Raw genomic sequence first — 19,437 nt, forward strand, 5'->3', positions numbered from 1 at the left:
AACTATTGAATTTTTACATTATATTTTGGTAATTCTTTGATTAAAAAATCCAAAATTTCGAATGCGTTTTTAGTGTCTCCATGCACACAAAATGTTGATGCTTTTATCGGTACTTCCACCCCATTAATTGCAGTTACCTTTTCGCGATGAATTATTCCTAAAACATGGTTCAAAATTTTTGAATTTTCATGCAAAATTGCATCCTCTTTTTTACGCGAAACAAGGCTTAAATTCTCTTCATAATTTCGGTCTGCAAAAGCTTCCAAAGTGACGCTGATTTTTTCCTGTTCAGCAAGCTTAGAAATTACAGAATTATAGGGTACATAAAGTTGAATTGGCATAGCTATACTTTTTACAATTTCGATAATTATTCTGGCAGTTTTTTCGTCCTTAGCTGCTAAATTATAAAGCGCACCATGTGGTTTTATATGATGTAATTGTGCATTTTCGTTATGCAGAATTTGTTGCAAACTTCGGATTTGCAATTTTAAACTACTGTACAAATCTGCCGCAGAGATATCCATAACTGCTCTTCCAAAATTCAGTTTATCCGGAAATGAAGGATGCGCACCAATCTTCACTTTATAATTTTTGGCTAAACGAACTACCTCAGTCATGGTTTTGGCATCGCCTGCATGACCACCACAAGCTATGTTACACGATGATAAATAAGGCATCAGTAATGCTTCGTTACCCAAACCTTCGCCTACATCGGCATTAATATCTACAGTTTTAAAACTCATATAAGATTAAAAACACTTAGAATTACTTTTAGCCCTAATAAGATAGTGATTACCAAGATAATTAAACCCAAAACGTTTTGAAATTTTGAGTTTTTATAAACGCCTAAAACCGATGTTTTATTCATAACCCACAATAAAAAGCCTGCAATTACAGGCAATAGCAAACCATTAGCAACTTGAGCAAATTTTATAATTTCTATGGATTTAAAGCCTATCGAAGAAAATACAACACCAAGACCTAATATAAACATCCAAACTGCTCTAAAACGCTTCGATTTTAAGTCTGTTTGCCATCCCAAACAACCACTTGCTACATAAGCTGCAGCCAAGGGCGCTGTAATAGCACTTGTAATGCCAGCTGCAAATAAACCAACCGACAAAAAATATTTGGCATTAACACCAAATAATGGCTCTAAAGCCAAAGCCAAATCTGCTGCATTACTTACATCTTTTATATTGATCGCTGCTGCCGAAATAATAATACTCATGGAAACAATACCGCCTAAAACTACAGCCAGAACAGTATCTTTTCTGGCTAATTTAATATCCGATTTTTTGCTCCATTTCGTTTTTGCCAACGACGCATGCAAAAACAGATTGTAAGGCACTACAGTTGTTCCAATAAGCGCAACAATAGTTAATATACCTTCATCCGGAAATTGCGGTACCAGCATATTTTTCACAATACTAATAATATCTGGCTTGGTAAGAATTGCGGTTGAAAGAAACGCCAAACTCATTAAAATAACGAGACTGACTAAAACTTTTTCAAGCACTTTATAAGTTCCTAAGTACAATAATATAAAGGCTAGCAAACCCAATATCCATGGAATAACAGACAACTCTTCATTAAACACACCAACGGTTGGATGCCCTAAAAGTGTTTCTAAACCCAATGCACCACCACTGATGTTTCCTGCTTCGTAAGCCGCATTACCAACAACAATAGCAGATAATACTAAAACAACACTAAAACCTCTTAAAACAGGACTTTTCACCTCTTCTCTAATGACTTGTGACAATCCTTTTTGGGCAATAATTCCCAATCTTGCTGCCATCTCTTGCAAAACTATGGTTGCAAAAACCGACAATACCATTGCCCAAAGTAAGGCATATCCAAAGTTAACACCTGATAAAGTACAAACGGTTACAGTTCCTGGACCAATAAATGCAGCAGCTACCAAAGGTCCTGGCCCAATATTTTTGAACCAGTTTTTCATTAGTTACTTACTGAGTTTAGTGCATAAATAGCAAAGCTACCCAACCAATGACCACCTTCATAACTATCTCCAACAATGCTTGGCAAAGAATAGTTGATGTGTTTGTTTGCTAAATTTTGAAGATGATTAAACTCTGGTAAATCCTTCGCAATGTAGTTTAGACTCCATGCTCTTGAAAAATTTACTCCATCGAGATGCACCAACTTACCATCGGTTCTGTCTGATACTTTACCAACGTCGATATCAAAATCTTCATTGTTTAATTCTGGAAGAAAATCATTAATCCATGATAAAAATTCTTCTTTTGGCAGTATACGCTTCATTAATGCTGCTTCTTCCAAACAAGGTGATAAAAAATCGAAACCACTCGGCTCCCATTCTAACGGACAATCTTGATCGTCTGAATAAAATTCCTTTGCTCTGGTTTTTATCAAAGTTTGTAATTGTACATTCTCTGTAGCCAAAGCATAATCATAAGCAAAACTCAAACCAAAGGCAGTATTAGGATGCTCACCTACTCTAATTGGATAATTCAATTTTGGTAAAAATTCCAAAAAACGCTCAATGATTAAATCGGTTAAAGGCTGAAGATTTTCTTCTAAGGTTTTAGCTTCAGCATGATTCCAAGTATGCAATTCTTCAGCCAACTTTAGCAACCAAGCCCAACCATATGTGCGCTCGTAGGATGTGTTGTGTTTTCCTTTAAAATACAACACCTCTTGCGCTATATTATCTTTTGAAATGTTAGTTAATAGCTTTTGAATAATAGCTTCATGATTATTCAACTCCGGAAATTCTTTCAACAGTTTTACTAGACTCCAATGGCCATGCACAGCAGAATGCCAATCGAAACAGCCATAAAACGCAGGATGCAGTTCTTGTGGAGATTTTAAATCTTCATTACCTCCTAAAACCTGTCCTAGCTTATTAGGGTATTCGGTATTGATGCAATGAACTGGTAATGCTGCTAAGCGATTCGCCTGCTCTAGGTTTAACGTAGGAACCTCAACGATTTTTACTTTTTCTTCAATTGTATTTTTTTTAGTTGTGTCTTCAGAATTCTGACAATTGACTAACAGAAGAAGAAGTAGTATGATGTTGTATTTCATAGTTTACTTTGAAAATTTATGATGTTGTTAAGGTACATTAGAAAAATTAACCCAACCAACCTTCTCTATCCAAACTTCTATATTGAATAGCTTCGCTAATATGTGCACCCATTACATCATTAGAACCCTCTAAATCCGCAATGGTTCTTGATACTTTTAAGATTCTATCGTAAGCTCTAGCAGAAAGATTTAAGCGTTCCATAGCAGATTTTAGCAATTCTAAAGAGCCTTCGTCGAGCTTGCAGTATTCTCGTATTTGCTTGGTGTTCATCTGTGCGTTATAATGCACATTCTCTAAATTGGCAAAGCGTTTGGTTTGTAATTCTCTTGCAGCAGTAACGCGTTTTCTAATATCGACTGAGGCCTCTCCTTTTCGGTCATCGGATAACTTTTCAAAAGGCACTGGAGTGACTTCAATATGTATATCAATTCGATCTAACAAAGGCCCTGAAATCTTACTCATATAGCGTTGCATTTCGGCAGGACTTGAGGTTACTGGCGCATCAGGATCATTAAAATAACCACCTGGACTTGGGTTCATACTGGCCACCAACATAAACGAACTTGGATAGGTCACTGTAAATTTTGCTCTGGAAATCGTGACTTCTCTATCCTCAAGAGGTTGACGCATCACTTCTAAAACTTCACGCTTAAATTCTGGCAACTCATCTAAAAACAAAACTCCATTATGCGATAATGAAATTTCACCAGGTTGTGGATAACTACCACCTCCGACTAAAGCGACGTTTGAAATGGTATGATGAGGACTACGAAACGGTCGTTGCGCCATCAATCCTGTATGGTCTTTTACGCGACCAACGACAGAATGTATCTTGGTAGTTTCCAATGCTTCATGCAATGTCATTGGTGGCAGAATACTTGGCAAACGCTTTGCCAACATCGTTTTACCAGAACCTGGTGGACCAATAAGGATAATATTATGACCACCTGCTGCTGCAATTTCCATACAGCGTTTTATACTTTCTTGGCCTTTAACATCTGCAAAATCAAATTCAGGGAAATCCAGGTTTTTATAAAATTCCTCTCGTGTATTGATGATGGTTTGTTTTAAGGTTTCATTTTTATCAAAATGATTAATGACTTGCTTTATATTGTCGACACCGTAAACCTTAAGATCATTTACGATTGCTGCTTCTTTGGCATTTTGACTTGGCAAAATAAATCCTTTAAAACCTTCTTCTCTAGCCTTTACAGCAATTGGTAATGCACCTTTAATAGGCTGCAAACTGCCATCTAAAGACAACTCTCCCATAATGAGATAGTCGTCTAAATTTTCAGCTTTAATTTGATTAGATGCTGTTAAAATTCCAACGGCCAAAGTTAAATCGTAAGCCGAGCCTTCTTTACGCAAATCGGCTGGTGCCATGTTAATGGTAATCTTCTTTCCTGGAATTCTATAACCGTTATTTTGCAAGGCTGCCGCGATACGGTAATTGCTCTCCTTTATGGCATTATCTGGAAGTCCGACCAAATGGTAACCTACACCTTTATCTACATTGACTTCTACAGTAATCGTTGTGGCTTCCACACCAAAAACGGCACTTCCAAAAACTTTTTTGAGCATAAATGATTGATTTGGATAAATCTACAAATTAAAGTTGATTTACAAAATCCAAAGCACGTTTCTCATTATAATACACATTCCCTTTGTTAATAAAACCTACATGCCCACCATATTTTGGCATTTCTAAATAAAGATTAGGGTTTTGTTTTGCTTCTTTTACAGGATAGCATTCTGCAGATAAAAACGAATCGTTAAGCGAGTTGATAATTAGGGTTGGAATGGTAATGTTTGGTAAATATTGCAAACTGCTAGCTTGTTCATAATAATCTAAGGCATTTTTAAATCCATGTGCTTTAGAAGTATAGGCATCATCAAAATCGATTAAGGTTTTAATAGCATTAAAATCGGTAACTGAAATATCTTGCGGAAACTGCTCTAGCTTGGGTTTTAACTTATCCTTAAGATGTGCCAAAAACCTGATGGCATAGTGTTTATTTTTTAAACTCATCAACGCATCGCAAGAGCCTTTTAGATGACATGGTGACGACACAGCAACAATGGCTTTTAATTCTTTTGGTAATTGTTCACGCTCACCCGAATACTTTAAAGCCATGTTAGCGCCAAGACTGATGCCTTTGATATAGATTTCAGAATATTGGCCTTTTGTTAAAATATGCTGAATAACAGCTTCGAGATCTTCTGTCGCTCCCGAATGGTAACTTCTAAACAAGCGATTAGGTTCACCACTACAACCTCTAAAATTCACCGCGCAGGCATCAATATCTTTTTCATTAAATAATTTTGCCGTTCCCGTAATGTAAGGTCTTTGGGCATGGCCTTCCAAACCATGTAATAAAACGATGACTTTATGCGATGGTTTTTCGGAATAGCTCCAATCTAAATCCAAGAAGTCTCCATCTTCTAAAGTGATGCGTTCTCTGGTTTGCATTACTCCATTAACGCGTCTTGCTAATCCAGAAAATACCGTGGACACAAAACTTTTCTTTGCCCAAAATGGTGGTTTATATGTGGATTCTATTATTGGCATTTTTTAGTAATCAGCGATTATTTCTAATAGTCACTTCGAGTGATTCCGAAGTATGAGGAATTGTATCGAGAAGTCAAGAAATTAAGTTCTCGATACAAAATTGCCAAAAGCAATTTCACTTGAACTGACGTTTATTATTTTACTTAAGTATATTAAACTCAATAGACGAGTCATTAAATACCTTGTGCGTCTGCACTTTAAAGTCTGATTCTTTCGCTTCAAAAATATTATCTACATACGTCTGAGGATTAGCATCTATGTAAGGGAAGAATGTACTTTGCACTTGCACCTGAATCTTATGTCCTTTTTTAAACGTATGAAACACATCTTGCAACTTAATATTGACTGCTGTCTTTTTATTTGGCACAAAAGGTTCTGGTGTTTCCATACTATTTCTAAAACGACCTCGTAACACTTCGCTGCGTACCATCATGTGGTAATTGCTCAATTTTAAATGATCTTGCACATCGTCAGTGTTCTCAGTATCTGCAGGAAACACGTCGATTACTTTTACAATCCAGTCAGCTGCAGTTCCTGTGGTTGACACATTCAACTTTGCTAAAATATCACCTGCAAGCGTCATATCATTTTCTAAAACTTCGGTTTCAAACGTCAATACATCAGGACGTCTTGATGCAAAACGTTGATCGTCAGTCATGAATTTTCGTGGTGTGAATCCAACCTTGATGTCTTCAGTGTATGGCACTGGTTTCTTTGGATCGCTTATAAAATCTGAAGTTGCGATATTTCTTGTAGCTCGCTGAGTTAAGCGCTCGTAAGGCTGTAAAAAGTAACTTTCTTTAGCTGTGTTTTGTGGTGGCCAAGTTTCAAAAGATTGCCAAGTTTTTGTACCAGTGTTAAACATGTGTGCTTCTGGCAATCCCGTGTTGCCATCGCCTTCACCTTTTAAGAAATGATTAAAGAATTTTGTTTCGATTTCTTTTTGAAAATAGTCTGAAATACCATCTCCAAAATGAATATTACCCACAACTTGACGTTCTTTAGTTCTTGCCCAATCTCCATGACTCCAAGGTCCGAAAACTAGTGTGTTATAATTATCGCTATTGTTTTCAATGCTTTCATAGGTATTATAAGGACCATACAAATCTTCAGCATCAAATTGTCCGCCCACAATCATTGTTGCAGGTTTTATATCCTTTAAATGCTGAATAATACCTCTACTTTTCCAAAAATCATCGTAAGTAACATGTGTTTTTAATTGTTCCATAAACACATTGGTGCTGTCGTAAAATTTATTCAACTTGCTTAATGGCATATGATCTAAGAAAAACTGATGTTGATCTTCTGTACCTAAATCTGGAAATTTGTACCATGATTCTGTTGTTGGTGTATCCTTCATATAACCAAAAACCGACGTTGCCCTCCAGTAACTCAATAAATAGGCTCCATTATGAATAAAATCATCAAAAAAGAAATCGCCAATACAGGCTTGTGGTGATGCTGCTTTTAAAGCTGGATGCGCATCTAAAAGCGAATACGTGGTATAAAATCCAGGATATGAAATACCGTAAGTTCCAACCTTGCCATTATTATTTTCAACATTATTGACTAACCATTCAATAGTATCGTAGGTGTCACTAGCCTCATCGGTTTCATTACCTGTTTTATTTGGTATGTAAGCACGCATATTATCGTAAACTCCTTCACTATTCCAGCGACCACGAACATCTTGATACACCATGATGTTACCTTCTTCCATTAGGTATTTATTTGGTCCTATTTTATTCCTAAACTCATCTTCTCCGTAAGGTCGGCAACTGTAAGGAGTACGCATCATTAAGATTGGGTAGGTCTTAGATGTATCTTTAGGTGAATAGATTGTTGTATGTAATTTAATACCATCTCTCATGGTAATCATCACCTCTTTTTTGATGTAATTATCCTTTACAAAAGTATCTTCTGCTTTTTCAGTTTCAGGATTTTCGAGTGCTTGGTGTTTTTCGTCTTTGCAATTAACTAAAACTAAAAAGAGTAATAAAACAAGGGTGAAATTCTTAATCATATTTAGGCTGGTTTTTTTGAAAGGTTTAAAGATAGTGAGATTGTTAGACTTTTAGATGATTAGATTTATTAGACGTAGATGTTTATGATTTAATTAACACTCAAATCTGTAAACTTAAACGTACCACCATCAAACAGACCTTTATCACTCAGTTTTAAAGACGGAATCACCAACAAAGCCATAAACGACAAACTCATATATGGCGCATGAAGTGTGGCGCCTAATTGTTTTGCCATTTGATCTAATTCTGAATACTGTTTTCCAATGGTCTCAGCGTCTTTATCGCTCATAATACCAGCAACAGGCAATGCCACTACTTTTTGCTCTGTATTACTTACAGCACAAATACCACCTTCATTTTCAATTATAAGATTAACTGCTTTGCAAATGGCATCATCAGAGACTCCAACTGCAATGATATTGTGGGAATCGTGACCAACAGAACTTGCAATTGCACCTTCTTTTAGTCCAAAATTTTTGATGAAGGCTATTGCTGGTTTTTCGTTTTGGTAACGGTTAACCACAGTCATTTTTAAGATGTCATTTTCTGTGTTTGAAACTAGATTACCTTCTTTAATAGTAGCATCTTCAATGATTTGATTGGTAACCAATTCTCCATCTAGACATTCTATGACTCTTATTTTTGGATGTTTAGATGACTTAGACACTTCGACTGCGCTCAGTGTGACATCGCCTGATGACTCTTTATTAGTTTCAACCTTAAAATCTTCAACTGTTTTTTTGCTCGTATTAAAATTGTTTAGGTTTTCGAAATTGACATGTTGTATTTTAGATTCTCCATGATCGTAAACCAATTCGCCATTGATATAGGTTTGAAGGGTTTTAAAATTGGTTAAGTCTTCAACCACAATACAATCTGCTGTATCACCAACTTGCAACAAACCAACATCTAAATTATAATGCTTAACAGGATTAACACAAGCAGCCTGAAGGACTTTAAAAATGTCATTGTCTTTATCTACTGCTCTTGCACAAAGTTGATTAATGTGTCCGACCAGCAAATCATCTGGATGCTTATCATCACTGCAAAACATCATGTTTTGATAATGCTCGTCTAGCAAGCCTATTAATGCTTCAAAATTTTTGGCTGCACTACCTTCTCTTATGATGACTTTCATACCTTTTTGAAGTTTTTCCAAACCTTCCTCATAGGTAAAACACTCATGATCTGTAGAAATACCTGCAAAAATGTATTTGGTTAAATCTTCACCTCGTAAACCTGGTGCATGACCATCGATTGGCTTGTTGTAGTGTTTTGCCCATTCTATTTTCTTAAGTACTTCAGCATCATCGTAAATGACGCCAGGATAATTCATTAGCTCTGCCAAATACTTAATATCTGGATTTGACATTAATCTTTTTATGTGATCAGAATCTATAACAGCTCCAGCCGATTCAAAACTTGTAGCTGGCACGCAAGAGGGAGCACCAAAATTGAATTTAAAAAGCGTTTGCTTTCCGTTTTCTATCATAAATTCCACACCTTTTACACCAAGCACATTGGCTATTTCGTGAGGATCGGAAACTGTGGCTACTGTACCATGTTTTACAGCGACTTTGGCAAATTCTGATGGTACTAACATTGAGCTTTCTATGTGAATATGTGCATCTACAAAACCTGGTAAGATGTAGTGGTTTTCTATACAGTCGTTTTTTTCAATGGATTTAATCTTACCATTTTCTATGGTGATTTCTCCTTTGTAGATACTGCGGTTTTGGATATCTACGATGTTTCCTTTTAGTGTCATAAATAATAATGAGACTTCTCGACTGCGCTCGAAGTGACAGCAGATTAATCTTTTAGTTCTATTTTTAAAATTTTCTTGGTTTGGCCTGTCACTTTAAAGCGCTCATCTGCTCTTCTTCCGACAATCCAAACGATTTTATTTTCAGACGTTAAAACCCAAGTATTCTCTTTTTCTATTGGTGTTAACTTTTCATCTTTTAGGTATTTACTTACTTTCTTTTTTCCTTTCATACCAATAGGATAAAAAACATCTCCTGTTTGCCATGGTCTGAGTTCTAACGGATATTTTAGCTTTTCTAAATCCACATAAACTGTGGTTTGAGTATTATCTTTTAAAGCATCCGACTCATCAAAAAACAAAATACCTCTTGGTGTTTGCACTTGTCCTGCTTTGATATCTGACTTAGTCAAGGACAACCCGCTTTGAGATTCTGAAACAAGTTCAGAATGACAATTTGTTAGGATTAGAAATTCGCGATGTTTGGTAAGTTTATGTGTGCTTGAAGTTACATACTTTCCTGTTTCAGCATCAAGCAAATTAACAACATCATTCCATGCTGAAAACCCATAATCCTTAAACATTTCAAACAAGTAAGCCTTAGGATTATTTACTTTTTTAAACTCTGAAACTTTAAACGTTATATGATTTTCATCTATATCTGTTATGGCTCTTTTAGCCACAGCATTTAGACTTTCTTCAACGATATCTGCAGTATCATTTAAATACTTTAATGTATTCTGAAAACTATCTAATAATTGCGGATTAATTTCCTTAAGAATCGGCACTACATCGTGACGCAATTTGTTTCTTAGATATTTTCGGGATGTATTACTTAGATCTTCTCGCCATGTAATGTGTTCTGCTTTTGCATAAGCTTCAATAATTGCTCTAGAAAATGGCAATAAAGGCCTTGCAATATTGTCATTTAGTGCTGGGATTCCTGTTAAACCGTTAAGTCCTGTACCTCTGGTGAAGTTGATTAAAAACGTTTCGAGATTATCATCTGCGTGATGCGCTGTTAAGATGTAATCGAAGTTTAGCTGTTGCGCTAATTCAGAAAACCAATCATATCGCAACTCACGCGCTGCCATCTGAATAGAACATTTGTTTTCTTCAGCATAGACTTCCGTATCAAAATTCTGAATAAAAACTTCAACATTTAACTGCTCACCTAGTTCCAAAACAAAAGCTTCGTCTACGTCACTTTCCTTTCCTCTTAAATTAAAATTGCAGTGTGCTAAGGCAAAATTAAAATTGAGTTTGTGGCACAAATACGCAAGCACCACACTGTCTATTCCGCCAGAAATAGCAATGACATTACGAGCGTTTTTAAGGAAAGGGAAATGCTCCTCAATATGGCTTTTGAAAGACTCTAGCATAGTGTAAAGATACAATAATGTACTACTCTAACAATTACGTTAAAATGATAAAAATCATGTGGAAATACTTTCTTTATTGGTAACTTTAAAGAACTAATATAAAACTATGGTTATGAGCACTTTTAAAGAACTGTCATCAAAATCTGCACAAACCGCTTTTGATAAAAAAGTACTTTCTGCAGTGCCGCATCTACATCCTTATGTAAAGCATAGAATTTACATCGCAGAATCTACAGGTATTTTGCCTAAAAATATGTACTCGTCTAATGGCATTATAGACGAATGCATCATAGAATTATATACCAATGGTTTTAATATTGAAGCTGAGCGTATGGCTGTTAGGTTAGAGCTTTTTAAATTGGTGGATAATTACATGAACGAACTTTTTAAAAAAGAAGTATTTCATAAAAACACTATTAGCACAGATGAGATTAGAAAGCGAGAAATTGCCAAACTTGGTGAAGACTATACTATTGATGCTGATTTAGATTTAATCTTAAATACAGAACTCAATGATATTTCTTACAGGCAAGATATGGATAACGAATTATACTTGTACGAGGACAAAGAAACTTCTATCCTAAGAGCTTTTGAACTTGAAAATCTAACCAAAACCCAATCTCCAAAAGTATTTGGTCGTTTTTACAGTTGGCTACCAATCAATATTTCCAACATCGTGGATTTATATATTTTTGGAAATCTTGATTTTGAGGATATTGCTAAAATTAAAAATATAGCAACCTCTCGCGTTGAGCTCATTTTTGATAGAGTAAAAAAGAGTTTTAGAAGTCATTTGGAATAAGTTTTTTAAAGCTGATAGATTGTTAGACGCTTAGATTTGTTAGACAATGTTGCAATTAGAACTTATCTAAAGATCTAAGAGCCTAACTTTCTAGTTGTCTAAATATTTAATTTTCCAACACCTCTCGCATTGCTTTTGCTTTTATCAAGCATTCTTCATATTCTTTTAAAGGTAGGCTTTTTGCCGTAATAGCACTACCTACAGAATAAGAAAGATATTTTTTTGAAGCATTGTAAAGTATACTTCTAATGATAACATTAAAATCAAAGTCTCCTTTGGGTGTAAAATAACCTACTGCACCAGAATATAATCCTCGTTTAGTTTCCTCTAGGTTTTCAATAATTTTCATTGCTGAAATTTTGGGAGCTCCTGTCATACTTCCCATAGGAAACGTCGTTTTTATAATATCCACAGGATGAACATCTTCTGAAACTTTAGATGTTACAGTTGATATCATTTGATGCACTTGCAAAAACGAATAGACCTTGCACAACGCTTCCACCTTCACACTACCTTTTTCAGCGGTTTGAGACAAATCGTTTCGGACTAAATCTACAATCATAATATTTTCACTACGCTCTTTTGGGTCATTTGCTAATGCATCTGCTAACAGCTTGTCTTCTTCTTTATTTAATGAGCGTTGTGCAGTACCTTTTATAGGCTGCGAAATTACTTTATTACCAGTCTTTTTTATGTAACGTTCGGGTGATGCAGATAACAAATATTTATCAAAAGACTTTAAGTACGTTGCAAAAGGTGGTTTGGAGATTTTGTTTAGTTTTTTATACGTCTCTATTGGATTTATGGTAGAATCTTCGGCATAAAACTCTTGACAAAAATTAGCTTCATAAATATCGCCTCTGTGAATATGTGCTAACATTGTATTGACTTTTTCAAAGTATTCGTCTTTGTGAATTCTGAGTTTTATTTTAATTGGGTTATGGGAGATTGCCACGTCACTTTGTTCCTCGCAATGACAATTCGTTATATTATTAAAATCATCTTCTATTTCATCATCAACCATTTTTAGATATTGAAACTCTACAACGTTATCTTTAATTAAAATTAGTTTTTTGGGTTGAAAAAAATACAAATCCGGAAATCCTAAGCCATCATAATTATTAGACTTTAAATCTTCTGTTGCATTTTTTAAATCATAAGTTAAATAGCCAAAAATCCAGTCGTTAACAGTTTGCTGGTATTCTTTTAAGCGCTCAAAAGCTTCAGTAAAATCGGTTTGTAAACTTGTAAAGGCATCAACTGCTAATACAGCATCATAACTACTATATTGTGCCTTGTAATCATTAGAATCTAACCAAACAACATCATCAAATTGTTGTGCCCAATGCAACAAACGCTGTTTAAAAACTTTAGGATTTTTTATTGTTTGATTATATAATGTTCTCAACGGAGTAAAATAATTTTGTAAAATTCGTCACTTCGAGTGAATTTTCGACTTAAAATGAGAAAATTTGTACTTCGACCTAGCTCAGCAGAACTATCGAGAAGCAAAATTTTACCTACAAATAGTTCTCGATACAATTTTTCGTACCTCAAAATCACTCGAACTGGCTATATATTTTATTTTTCACCTATAAATGCACTACAGATTTTGTAAAAATAATGAGAATACCTTTTCTAGCGTAGAAGAATTGTATCTTTCAATAAAAATAAAAAAACTCATGCCATTTTTAGAAAACGACCTACTGAAAGTTGAAATAAAATCAAAAGGTGCTGAATTGTGCAGCATTAATTCTGTAAAATACAATATTGAGTTTATTTGGGAAGCTAATCCAGATGTTTGGGGAAGTCATGCACCCAATTTGTTTCCAATTATTGGAGCAATGAAAAATGACAGCTATTACTTTGATGGAAACAAGTACAACATGCCTAAGCATGGTTTTATAAGGCATAGTGAAGATTTTAAGATAATCTCTAGTTCAGATTCTGAAATTATTTTCAAACTAAAATCAAACGATCAACTAAGATCAATTTACCCTTTTGAATTTGAATTTTTAATTACGTATGAGCTTAAGGGTAATGAACTTTTAATACATCATAAGGTAAAAAACAGAGACGATAAGACGATGTATTTTTCATTAGGAGGGCATCCTGCTTTTACTTGCCCTTTATTTAAAGATGAATTATATACCGATTATTTTTTGGAATTTGAATGCGAAGAATCTAGCCAATCCTATCTTTTAAACATGGAAAACGGATTGGTTACAGAAAAAACTAAAGCAGTTTTTGATACACCAAAACGTATTAATCTTCATGGAGATTTATTCAACGAAGACGCCTTAATCTTCAAAGATTTAAAATCGAGACAAGTAGCATTAAAACACAAAGAAAAAGGTGAAATTTTTAATGTAAAGTTTGAAGGGTTTCCTTTTCTAGGTATTTGGGCAAAACCAAATGCACCGTACGTTTGTATTGAGCCTTGGATTGGTATTGCAGATGCAGAAAACACTAATCAACACATTGAAGATAAGGAAGGTATTGTGACTTTACATCCAAAAAAATCTTTTGAGGCAACGTATAGCATAACGCTTAATCGCGATTTGTTAAACTGATATAGATTATTAATAGTAGCTTTGCACAAAATCTATAGCTGTGACTTTTCAAGATTTAAATCTAAATACCCCTTTATACAATGCTATTGAAGACTTAGGCTTTGAGAGTCCTACTCCAATACAAGCCGAAGCTTTTAATGTTGTTGCTTCTGGAAAAGATATGGTAGGTATCGCTCAGACAGGTACTGGCAAAACCTTTGCTTATATGTTACCTATTCTGCGTCATCTTAAATACTCAAGACAAGACAATCCAAGAGTATTGGTTTTGGTACCAACACGCGAACTCGTTGTACAGGTTGTAAGCGAAATAGAAAAAATGTCTAAATACATAAATAACCGTGTTTTAGGTGTTTATGGAGGTACTAATATCAATACGCAAAAACAAGCTGTAGCTCAAGGCTTGGATATACTTGTGGCCACACCAAGACGTTTATACGATCTTGCAGTTAGTAGAGTATTACAACTCAAATCTATTCAGAAGTTGGTAATCGACGAGGTTGACGTGATGCTAGATTTAGGTTTTAGACATCAACTAATGAATATTTTTGACATCCTGCCAGAGCGAAGACAAAACATTATGTTTTCTGCTACCATGACTGCAGATGTAGATGAATTAATTACTGATTTTTTTATAAATCCTACAAAAATTCAAATTGCTGTTTCGGGTACTCCTCTGGAAAATATTAAGCAAGAGCGCTACAATGTTCCAAATTTTTATACTAAAGTTAATTTGTTAGAGCACCTTTTACGTGATAAAGATGATTTCTCAAGAGTATTAATCTTTGTGGCTTATAAAAAAATGGCAGACCGTCTTTTTGATAAGCTAGAGGAACTGTTCCCTGGTCAAAGTTGTGTCATTCATTCTAATAAAACACAGAATTACAGACTTCGTAGTATTGAGCAATTTAGTGAAGGTGAGCACAGATTGTTGGTAGCTACTGATGTTATGGCAAGAGGGTTAGATATCGATGACGTAACACATGTTATTAATTTTGATACGCCAGATTATCCTGAAAACTACATGCATCGCATAGGTAGAACTGGTCGTGCTGAGAAGCTAGGCCACGCATTACTATTCTCTACTGAGAAAGAACAAGAAGCCAGAGCGCGTATTGAAGCATTGATGCAGCTAAAAATAGAAACGATTGAAATCCCTGAAACTGTGGATATTTCAACCGAGCTTATTGAAGAAGAGCGTCCTCAAATAAGAGAACGTAACAACCCAACAAAACGTACTGGAGAGGCTATACCTGGACCTGCTTTTCATGAGAAAAAAGAGAAAAACAAAAAGGTAAACCTAGGTGGTTCTTACAGAAGAGAAATTGCAAAAAAATATAAGAAACCTAAGACGAGAGGTGATAAAAATTTTAACAAGCGCAATAAGAAAAAACGATAATAAAAAGAAAAACCTCTTCAAAAACTGAAGAGGTCATCTTTAAGCATCAAGCACTGCAGGATCGCATTTTATGTAAATAAAATCTATAACCCTAACCTTATAGTTGATCCTGCATTTGTACTTGATTTTCCATTATATCATTAATTGGTACAATTAATTTTCCTTTAGAATTCTTTAAGATTACCGAAATACTTTTAACTTCATCTATTTCATAGATTTCACCATTAAATGTAATTTTGTGACCTGCTTCAAACATCTTTCTGGCATAGAATGTTTGCATTAACTTACCAACTACCAACCTTGCGCCTAAACCAAAAGCAATTGCAAATGCTAATAAGAATGCCGCAATAATCATATTGATGTTGTTTGTAATGATTTCAGTGTCTATACCTGCCTGATTTAGAGCTGTTACACCAATAAAAGTGAGCATTAAAAAAAATACCACTTGGCTAATCATTTTGCCGCCAGATAGATCCATAGACTCAAAAAGAGACTTTAATCCATTCTTTACAAAATTTGCAAATAACAAGCCAACTACAAAGATGACTATTGCAGATAGCAACTGCGGAATATAAGAAAGCAGGTTACTAATCTGTTCAGTTATAATATCTAAGCCCATAATATCTGAAGCAGTGACAAATATTATAATATACATTAAGTACTTAACAATGTTAGAAACTACTTTTACTGTATCGAAATTTAGCTTCTTGCCTTCAATAATTTCAATATCATTAAGCTTATCATCTAGTTTATTTGCTTTAACGACTTTAAGCAATTTTTTAATAATCTTAACTACCAACTTGGTTGCAACCCAACCGATAACCAAGACAATAAAAGCGCCTATTATATTTGGAAATATTTTAGTAATCTCAAACCAAATATTGGTTAGGGACTTTAATGCAACATCCGAAAATTCGTTTACCTTATCCACTCGTATTTGTTTTTTTGGGTTTTAAATATTTATTCTTTTCTGCTTGCCGTTACACTATCTATAATGTGGCCAATATTATACGAAAACAACTCAGCCAGCTCCATAAACAGCTTCGCCATGGCAATGTCATGCATGACCTTGCTTTTGAGCTCTGCCGGAACCTCTTTTAAAGGCTGATTTATTTGCTTAAATGGATTCTCCATCTTTCGTATAATTTTCGTACTTGTGTACGAGTTTTTCTTTTGCTCTTTTTAAGCGCATTTTTACAGCACTTTCGCCAATATCTAAAGCTTCCGATAACTCTTTTATGGTTAAATTATCTTCGTACTTTAGTAATAATATCATTTTTTCTTCTGGTGAAATCAGCTCCATCACTTTCTTTAATTGATCTACGCGCATACTTTCAAATTCGCGCGTAGAATCAATATCCTCACCTATGTTTTGAATATCAAAATTTTCTGAACTTACGGATTGTTTTTCAATCTTTTTAGCTGTATTTCTGGTTACGTAATTTACACAATGGTTATACGTAAACGCGTAAAGCCAAGTTGAAAATTTAGATTTTCCCTTAAAGCTAGCTAATTTAATAAACACTCTTAAAAAAACATCTTGTGTTAAATCTTTAGCTTCATCGACTCCATTGGCAAAACCATAGCATTTATTGTACACCATAGTAGCGTATCTATCATAAAGTACCTCAAACAACATTGTGTCGTTGGTTTTTACGATTGCTTCTACGAGCGCTTCATCGGTCAGGCTATGAATTGCGTCTTCAGTCAATTTTGGTTGTAAACTCTTTTTTAACTTGGTTAGTTATTTATATAAGACACATGATTTTTTAACAGGTCACTATTAAAGTTAAGAAATTTCAGTCATTAATCTGATTTTCTATATCCATGAGATGATGTTCTAGGGCTAATGTTGAAATCTGAATTTCTCGTATTAAAAATGCCAAGGATAAAATGAGAAGTAATAATGCAATACCAAAAACCCAAACAGCTGCATTGTGTAGGTCTACATAAATTAAAAACATGGTTAATACACATAGCAACAGACTCGAAATACCTAGAATCTGCATCCATCGGGTAAGGTTTAACCTTAATTTTAAGTTGTTAATTTGCCTCATTAAAACTGCTTCTTTTCGTTCTAGATATTTATCAGTAAGGTTTCTTATTATTGCCGCATATGCCAAAAATCTATTGGTATAAGCCAACATTATTAAAGATATTGCTGAAAATAAAAGTGCTGGTGTTGTTAATGTGAGCTCCTCCATAATTTTTTTATAAAATTACAGAATTTGAAAGCTTTACACAGAAATTTTAGGTGTATTATTATAAAAGTGATGTATTTAGTCGAGATGAGCCATCGATTAGTCGAACATAAACCATAGATGTTTTAAATCATCTCGAAAATTATTAACTTTAGATAAATAAAAGTCCAAATCTGTCGTTATTATAATCTCTAGATTATATTGCTAACCGCTTAATGAATACATATTTACACAATACCATACCTAACTTAATACCGTTTGATTACGCACTCCATCACGATTCTCATTTTATAAATCAGCAATGGGTTTTGGTAAATGGTATTTCTAAAAAGAAAGCGATTTATACTTTTAGGGATGATAATATCTTAGAGATAAGAAGAAAAGACGCTACCGTAAAAACATCTTGGACCATAAGCATACAAAACATCTTTACCATAGAAACCGAAGATGGTATTATTAACGTAAAGGCTTATTTTAAAGATGATGATATACTCGTTTTAAACCATCAGGATAAAGATGAATTTGCTATGTATATTAATACATCAAATTATTCTGAAGAGTTAAATTCTATTGAAGATATCCAGGAGTACTTAAGGATAAAATATAAAAAGAAAGTTAATAAGATTATACATAAACACAAATTCTATTACATTTCAAAATCTAAAGAATTTGGGCCGTGTACGGTTAAAGAGCTTAAAGTAAAAGTAGATAACGAAGACATTAGCGCCTATTGTTTTGTTCGCGATGTAAATGAAGAGAGTTATGCCAAGCGCTTACGTGTTATTGACCTATTGCAGGAACTTTAGTTACTTTTATAAAATTCGTATTTAGCTAGCTCTAATTTAACAACAGCCTCCCAATGCTCTTGGGTTTCTCTCTTATCACCTCGCTGCGTCTCTTGGTCATATCTTTGTTGCCTCAATTCCATTTCGCTAAAAATACGGTTAAAAATGGGTTTGGCTTTTTCTGCATTTTTACTGGTTATATTAGCATCGGCAAGTTCTTTTCGTAATTTTCTGGAATAAATTTCAGTAATATCGAAATGAATTTGTTCATGACGAAGCACATAGTCGTTTCTACCCTCTACAACCACCCAACTTTTGTTAGTATTAAAAACACTTTGTATAAATACTTTTCCTTCTTTTAACATGTTTACACCAGATTCGTATCCAAAACCAGAGTTAGTCATAGCGAGCGTATTTGGATAATTTAGCGTATCTGGCACACCTTTAAAATCATCCCAAGTTAGTTTTCTGTCAGCACTCCAATTTATTTTCGCTTCATATTTTTTTGCGTTTTTAACACTAAAAATTTTAGCTTGGAGTCTATGGCAGGTATTGGTGGTACCAGGTAATTTATGCTCTGTTATTTTTATAAGATTGGCACCTGCCTTTCTTGCTAGTTCCTTCAGATTAAGAATATTCTGGTAATAGGTACAATTTCCGTTTAAACCACCATGATTTGCCTCCAATACTCCGACGACATCCCCTTCTATAGATTGCACATCTGCAATATCTAAAACAACAACTAAAGCATCTTTTGGCAATGGAGGAAATGTTTTGGTTATTGTACTTTTTAACTTTGGTGCACAAGCTGCAACAACTATAAGAACCAATATGTATATTAATCTTTTAATCATAAAAGCTAAA

18 protein-coding genes are annotated in these 19,437 nt (G+C 34.4%); 4 read left to right on the plus strand and 14 right to left on the minus strand.

The features are described from left to right. Positions 1 to 2 precede the first annotated feature (2 nt). The 8 genes from pxpA to tilS form a co-directional block, all read right to left on the minus strand. Positions 3 to 743 carry a 5-oxoprolinase subunit PxpA gene (gene pxpA, locus BWZ20_RS03205; protein ID WP_076616199.1) on the minus strand — a complete coding sequence of 247 codons (741 nt, stop codon included), beginning with the start codon at positions 741 to 743 and terminating at the stop codon, positions 3 to 5. Further along, complete coding sequence (locus BWZ20_RS03210; RefSeq protein ID WP_076616202.1) at positions 740 to 1,963, minus strand: Nramp family divalent metal transporter; 1,224 nt, start codon at positions 1,961 to 1,963, stop codon at positions 740 to 742. The genes pxpA and BWZ20_RS03210 overlap by 4 nt, the downstream gene beginning before the upstream one ends. After that, a complete protein-coding gene (locus BWZ20_RS03215; protein ID WP_076616205.1) occupies positions 1,963 to 3,072 on the minus strand; it encodes a DUF2891 domain-containing protein in 1,110 nt (369 codons plus the stop codon). Before BWZ20_RS03215 ends, BWZ20_RS03210 begins: the two co-directional genes overlap by 1 nt. 46 nt (positions 3,073 to 3,118) lie before the next feature. After that, positions 3,119 to 4,657, minus strand: a complete 1,539-nt coding sequence (locus BWZ20_RS03220) for a YifB family Mg chelatase-like AAA ATPase (RefSeq protein ID WP_076616209.1) — start codon at positions 4,655 to 4,657, stop codon at positions 3,119 to 3,121. Between the two features lie 28 nt (positions 4,658 to 4,685). Beyond that, complete coding sequence (locus tag BWZ20_RS03225; protein ID WP_076616213.1) at positions 4,686 to 5,645, minus strand: YheT family hydrolase; 960 nt, start codon at positions 5,643 to 5,645, stop codon at positions 4,686 to 4,688. Between the two features lie 139 nt (positions 5,646 to 5,784). Beyond that, positions 5,785 to 7,668: a CocE/NonD family hydrolase gene (locus BWZ20_RS03230; protein WP_076616217.1), complete on the minus strand. Its 1,884-nt coding sequence runs from the start codon at positions 7,666 to 7,668 to the stop codon at positions 5,785 to 5,787. Positions 7,669 to 7,757: 89 nt separating this feature from the next. Continuing rightward, the gene (gene ade / locus BWZ20_RS03235; protein ID WP_076616220.1) at positions 7,758 to 9,437 is read right to left on the minus strand and encodes an adenine deaminase; all 1,680 of its coding nucleotides are present in this window, start codon (positions 9,435 to 9,437) and stop codon (positions 7,758 to 7,760) included. Between the two features lie 44 nt (positions 9,438 to 9,481). Next, positions 9,482 to 10,816 (minus strand): tRNA lysidine(34) synthetase TilS, encoded by a 1,335-nt coding sequence (gene tilS, locus BWZ20_RS03240; RefSeq protein WP_076616225.1) that lies wholly within the window; start codon positions 10,814 to 10,816, stop codon positions 9,482 to 9,484. Between the two features lie 112 nt (positions 10,817 to 10,928). On the opposite strand from tilS, the gene BWZ20_RS03245 reads away from it, so the two are divergent. Further along, a complete protein-coding gene (locus BWZ20_RS03245; protein ID WP_157358308.1) occupies positions 10,929 to 11,618 on the plus strand; it encodes a hypothetical protein in 690 nt (229 codons plus the stop codon). Positions 11,619 to 11,724: 106 nt separating this feature from the next. On the opposite strand, the gene BWZ20_RS03250 is transcribed toward BWZ20_RS03245, so the two are convergent. After that, positions 11,725 to 13,026 (minus strand): anthranilate synthase component I family protein, encoded by a 1,302-nt coding sequence (locus BWZ20_RS03250; protein ID WP_076616231.1) that lies wholly within the window; start codon positions 13,024 to 13,026, stop codon positions 11,725 to 11,727. A gap of 274 nt (positions 13,027 to 13,300) precedes the next feature. On the opposite strand from BWZ20_RS03250, the gene BWZ20_RS03255 reads away from it, so the two are divergent. Together BWZ20_RS03255 and BWZ20_RS03260 are read left to right on the plus strand one after the other, a co-directional pair. After that, positions 13,301 to 14,191, plus strand: a complete 891-nt coding sequence (locus BWZ20_RS03255; protein WP_076621243.1) for an aldose 1-epimerase family protein — start codon at positions 13,301 to 13,303, stop codon at positions 14,189 to 14,191. 40 nt (positions 14,192 to 14,231) lie between these two features. Continuing rightward, positions 14,232 to 15,587 (plus strand): DEAD/DEAH box helicase, encoded by a 1,356-nt coding sequence (locus BWZ20_RS03260; protein WP_076616233.1) that lies wholly within the window; start codon positions 14,232 to 14,234, stop codon positions 15,585 to 15,587. Between the two features lie 97 nt (positions 15,588 to 15,684). Here BWZ20_RS03260 and BWZ20_RS03265 read toward each other — a convergent pair whose 3' ends face one another. The 4 genes from BWZ20_RS03265 to BWZ20_RS03275 form a co-directional block, all read right to left on the minus strand. After that, on the minus strand, positions 15,685 to 16,518 hold the full coding sequence (locus BWZ20_RS03265; protein ID WP_076616236.1) for a mechanosensitive ion channel family protein: 834 nt from the start codon (positions 16,516 to 16,518) through the stop codon (positions 15,685 to 15,687). Positions 16,519 to 16,547: 29 nt separating this feature from the next. After that, positions 16,548 to 16,721: a hypothetical protein gene (locus BWZ20_RS15370; RefSeq protein WP_171032484.1), complete on the minus strand. Its 174-nt coding sequence runs from the start codon at positions 16,719 to 16,721 to the stop codon at positions 16,548 to 16,550. Continuing rightward, positions 16,705 to 17,298 carry an RNA polymerase sigma factor gene (locus BWZ20_RS03270; RefSeq protein WP_076616239.1) on the minus strand — a complete coding sequence of 198 codons (594 nt, stop codon included), beginning with the start codon at positions 17,296 to 17,298 and terminating at the stop codon, positions 16,705 to 16,707. Before BWZ20_RS03270 ends, BWZ20_RS15370 begins: the two co-directional genes overlap by 17 nt. 88 nt (positions 17,299 to 17,386) lie before the next feature. Further along, entirely contained in the window at positions 17,387 to 17,791 is a 405-nt protein-coding gene (locus tag BWZ20_RS03275) for a DUF2721 domain-containing protein (protein WP_076616242.1), read from the minus strand. Between the two features lie 212 nt (positions 17,792 to 18,003). Between BWZ20_RS03275 and BWZ20_RS03280 the strand changes: the two genes are divergently transcribed. Beyond that, the gene (locus BWZ20_RS03280) at positions 18,004 to 18,594 is read left to right on the plus strand and encodes a hypothetical protein (protein WP_076616245.1); all 591 of its coding nucleotides are present in this window, start codon (positions 18,004 to 18,006) and stop codon (positions 18,592 to 18,594) included. On the opposite strand, the gene BWZ20_RS03285 is transcribed toward BWZ20_RS03280, so the two are convergent. After that, on the minus strand, positions 18,591 to 19,427 hold the full coding sequence (locus BWZ20_RS03285; protein WP_076616248.1) for a hypothetical protein: 837 nt from the start codon (positions 19,425 to 19,427) through the stop codon (positions 18,591 to 18,593). The genes BWZ20_RS03280 and BWZ20_RS03285 overlap by 4 nt on opposite strands. Positions 19,428 to 19,437 lie beyond the last annotated feature (10 nt).

Origin of the sequence: Winogradskyella sp. J14-2, assembly GCF_001971725.1 — a bacterium.
Classification (GTDB): domain Bacteria; phylum Bacteroidota; class Bacteroidia; order Flavobacteriales; family Flavobacteriaceae; genus Winogradskyella.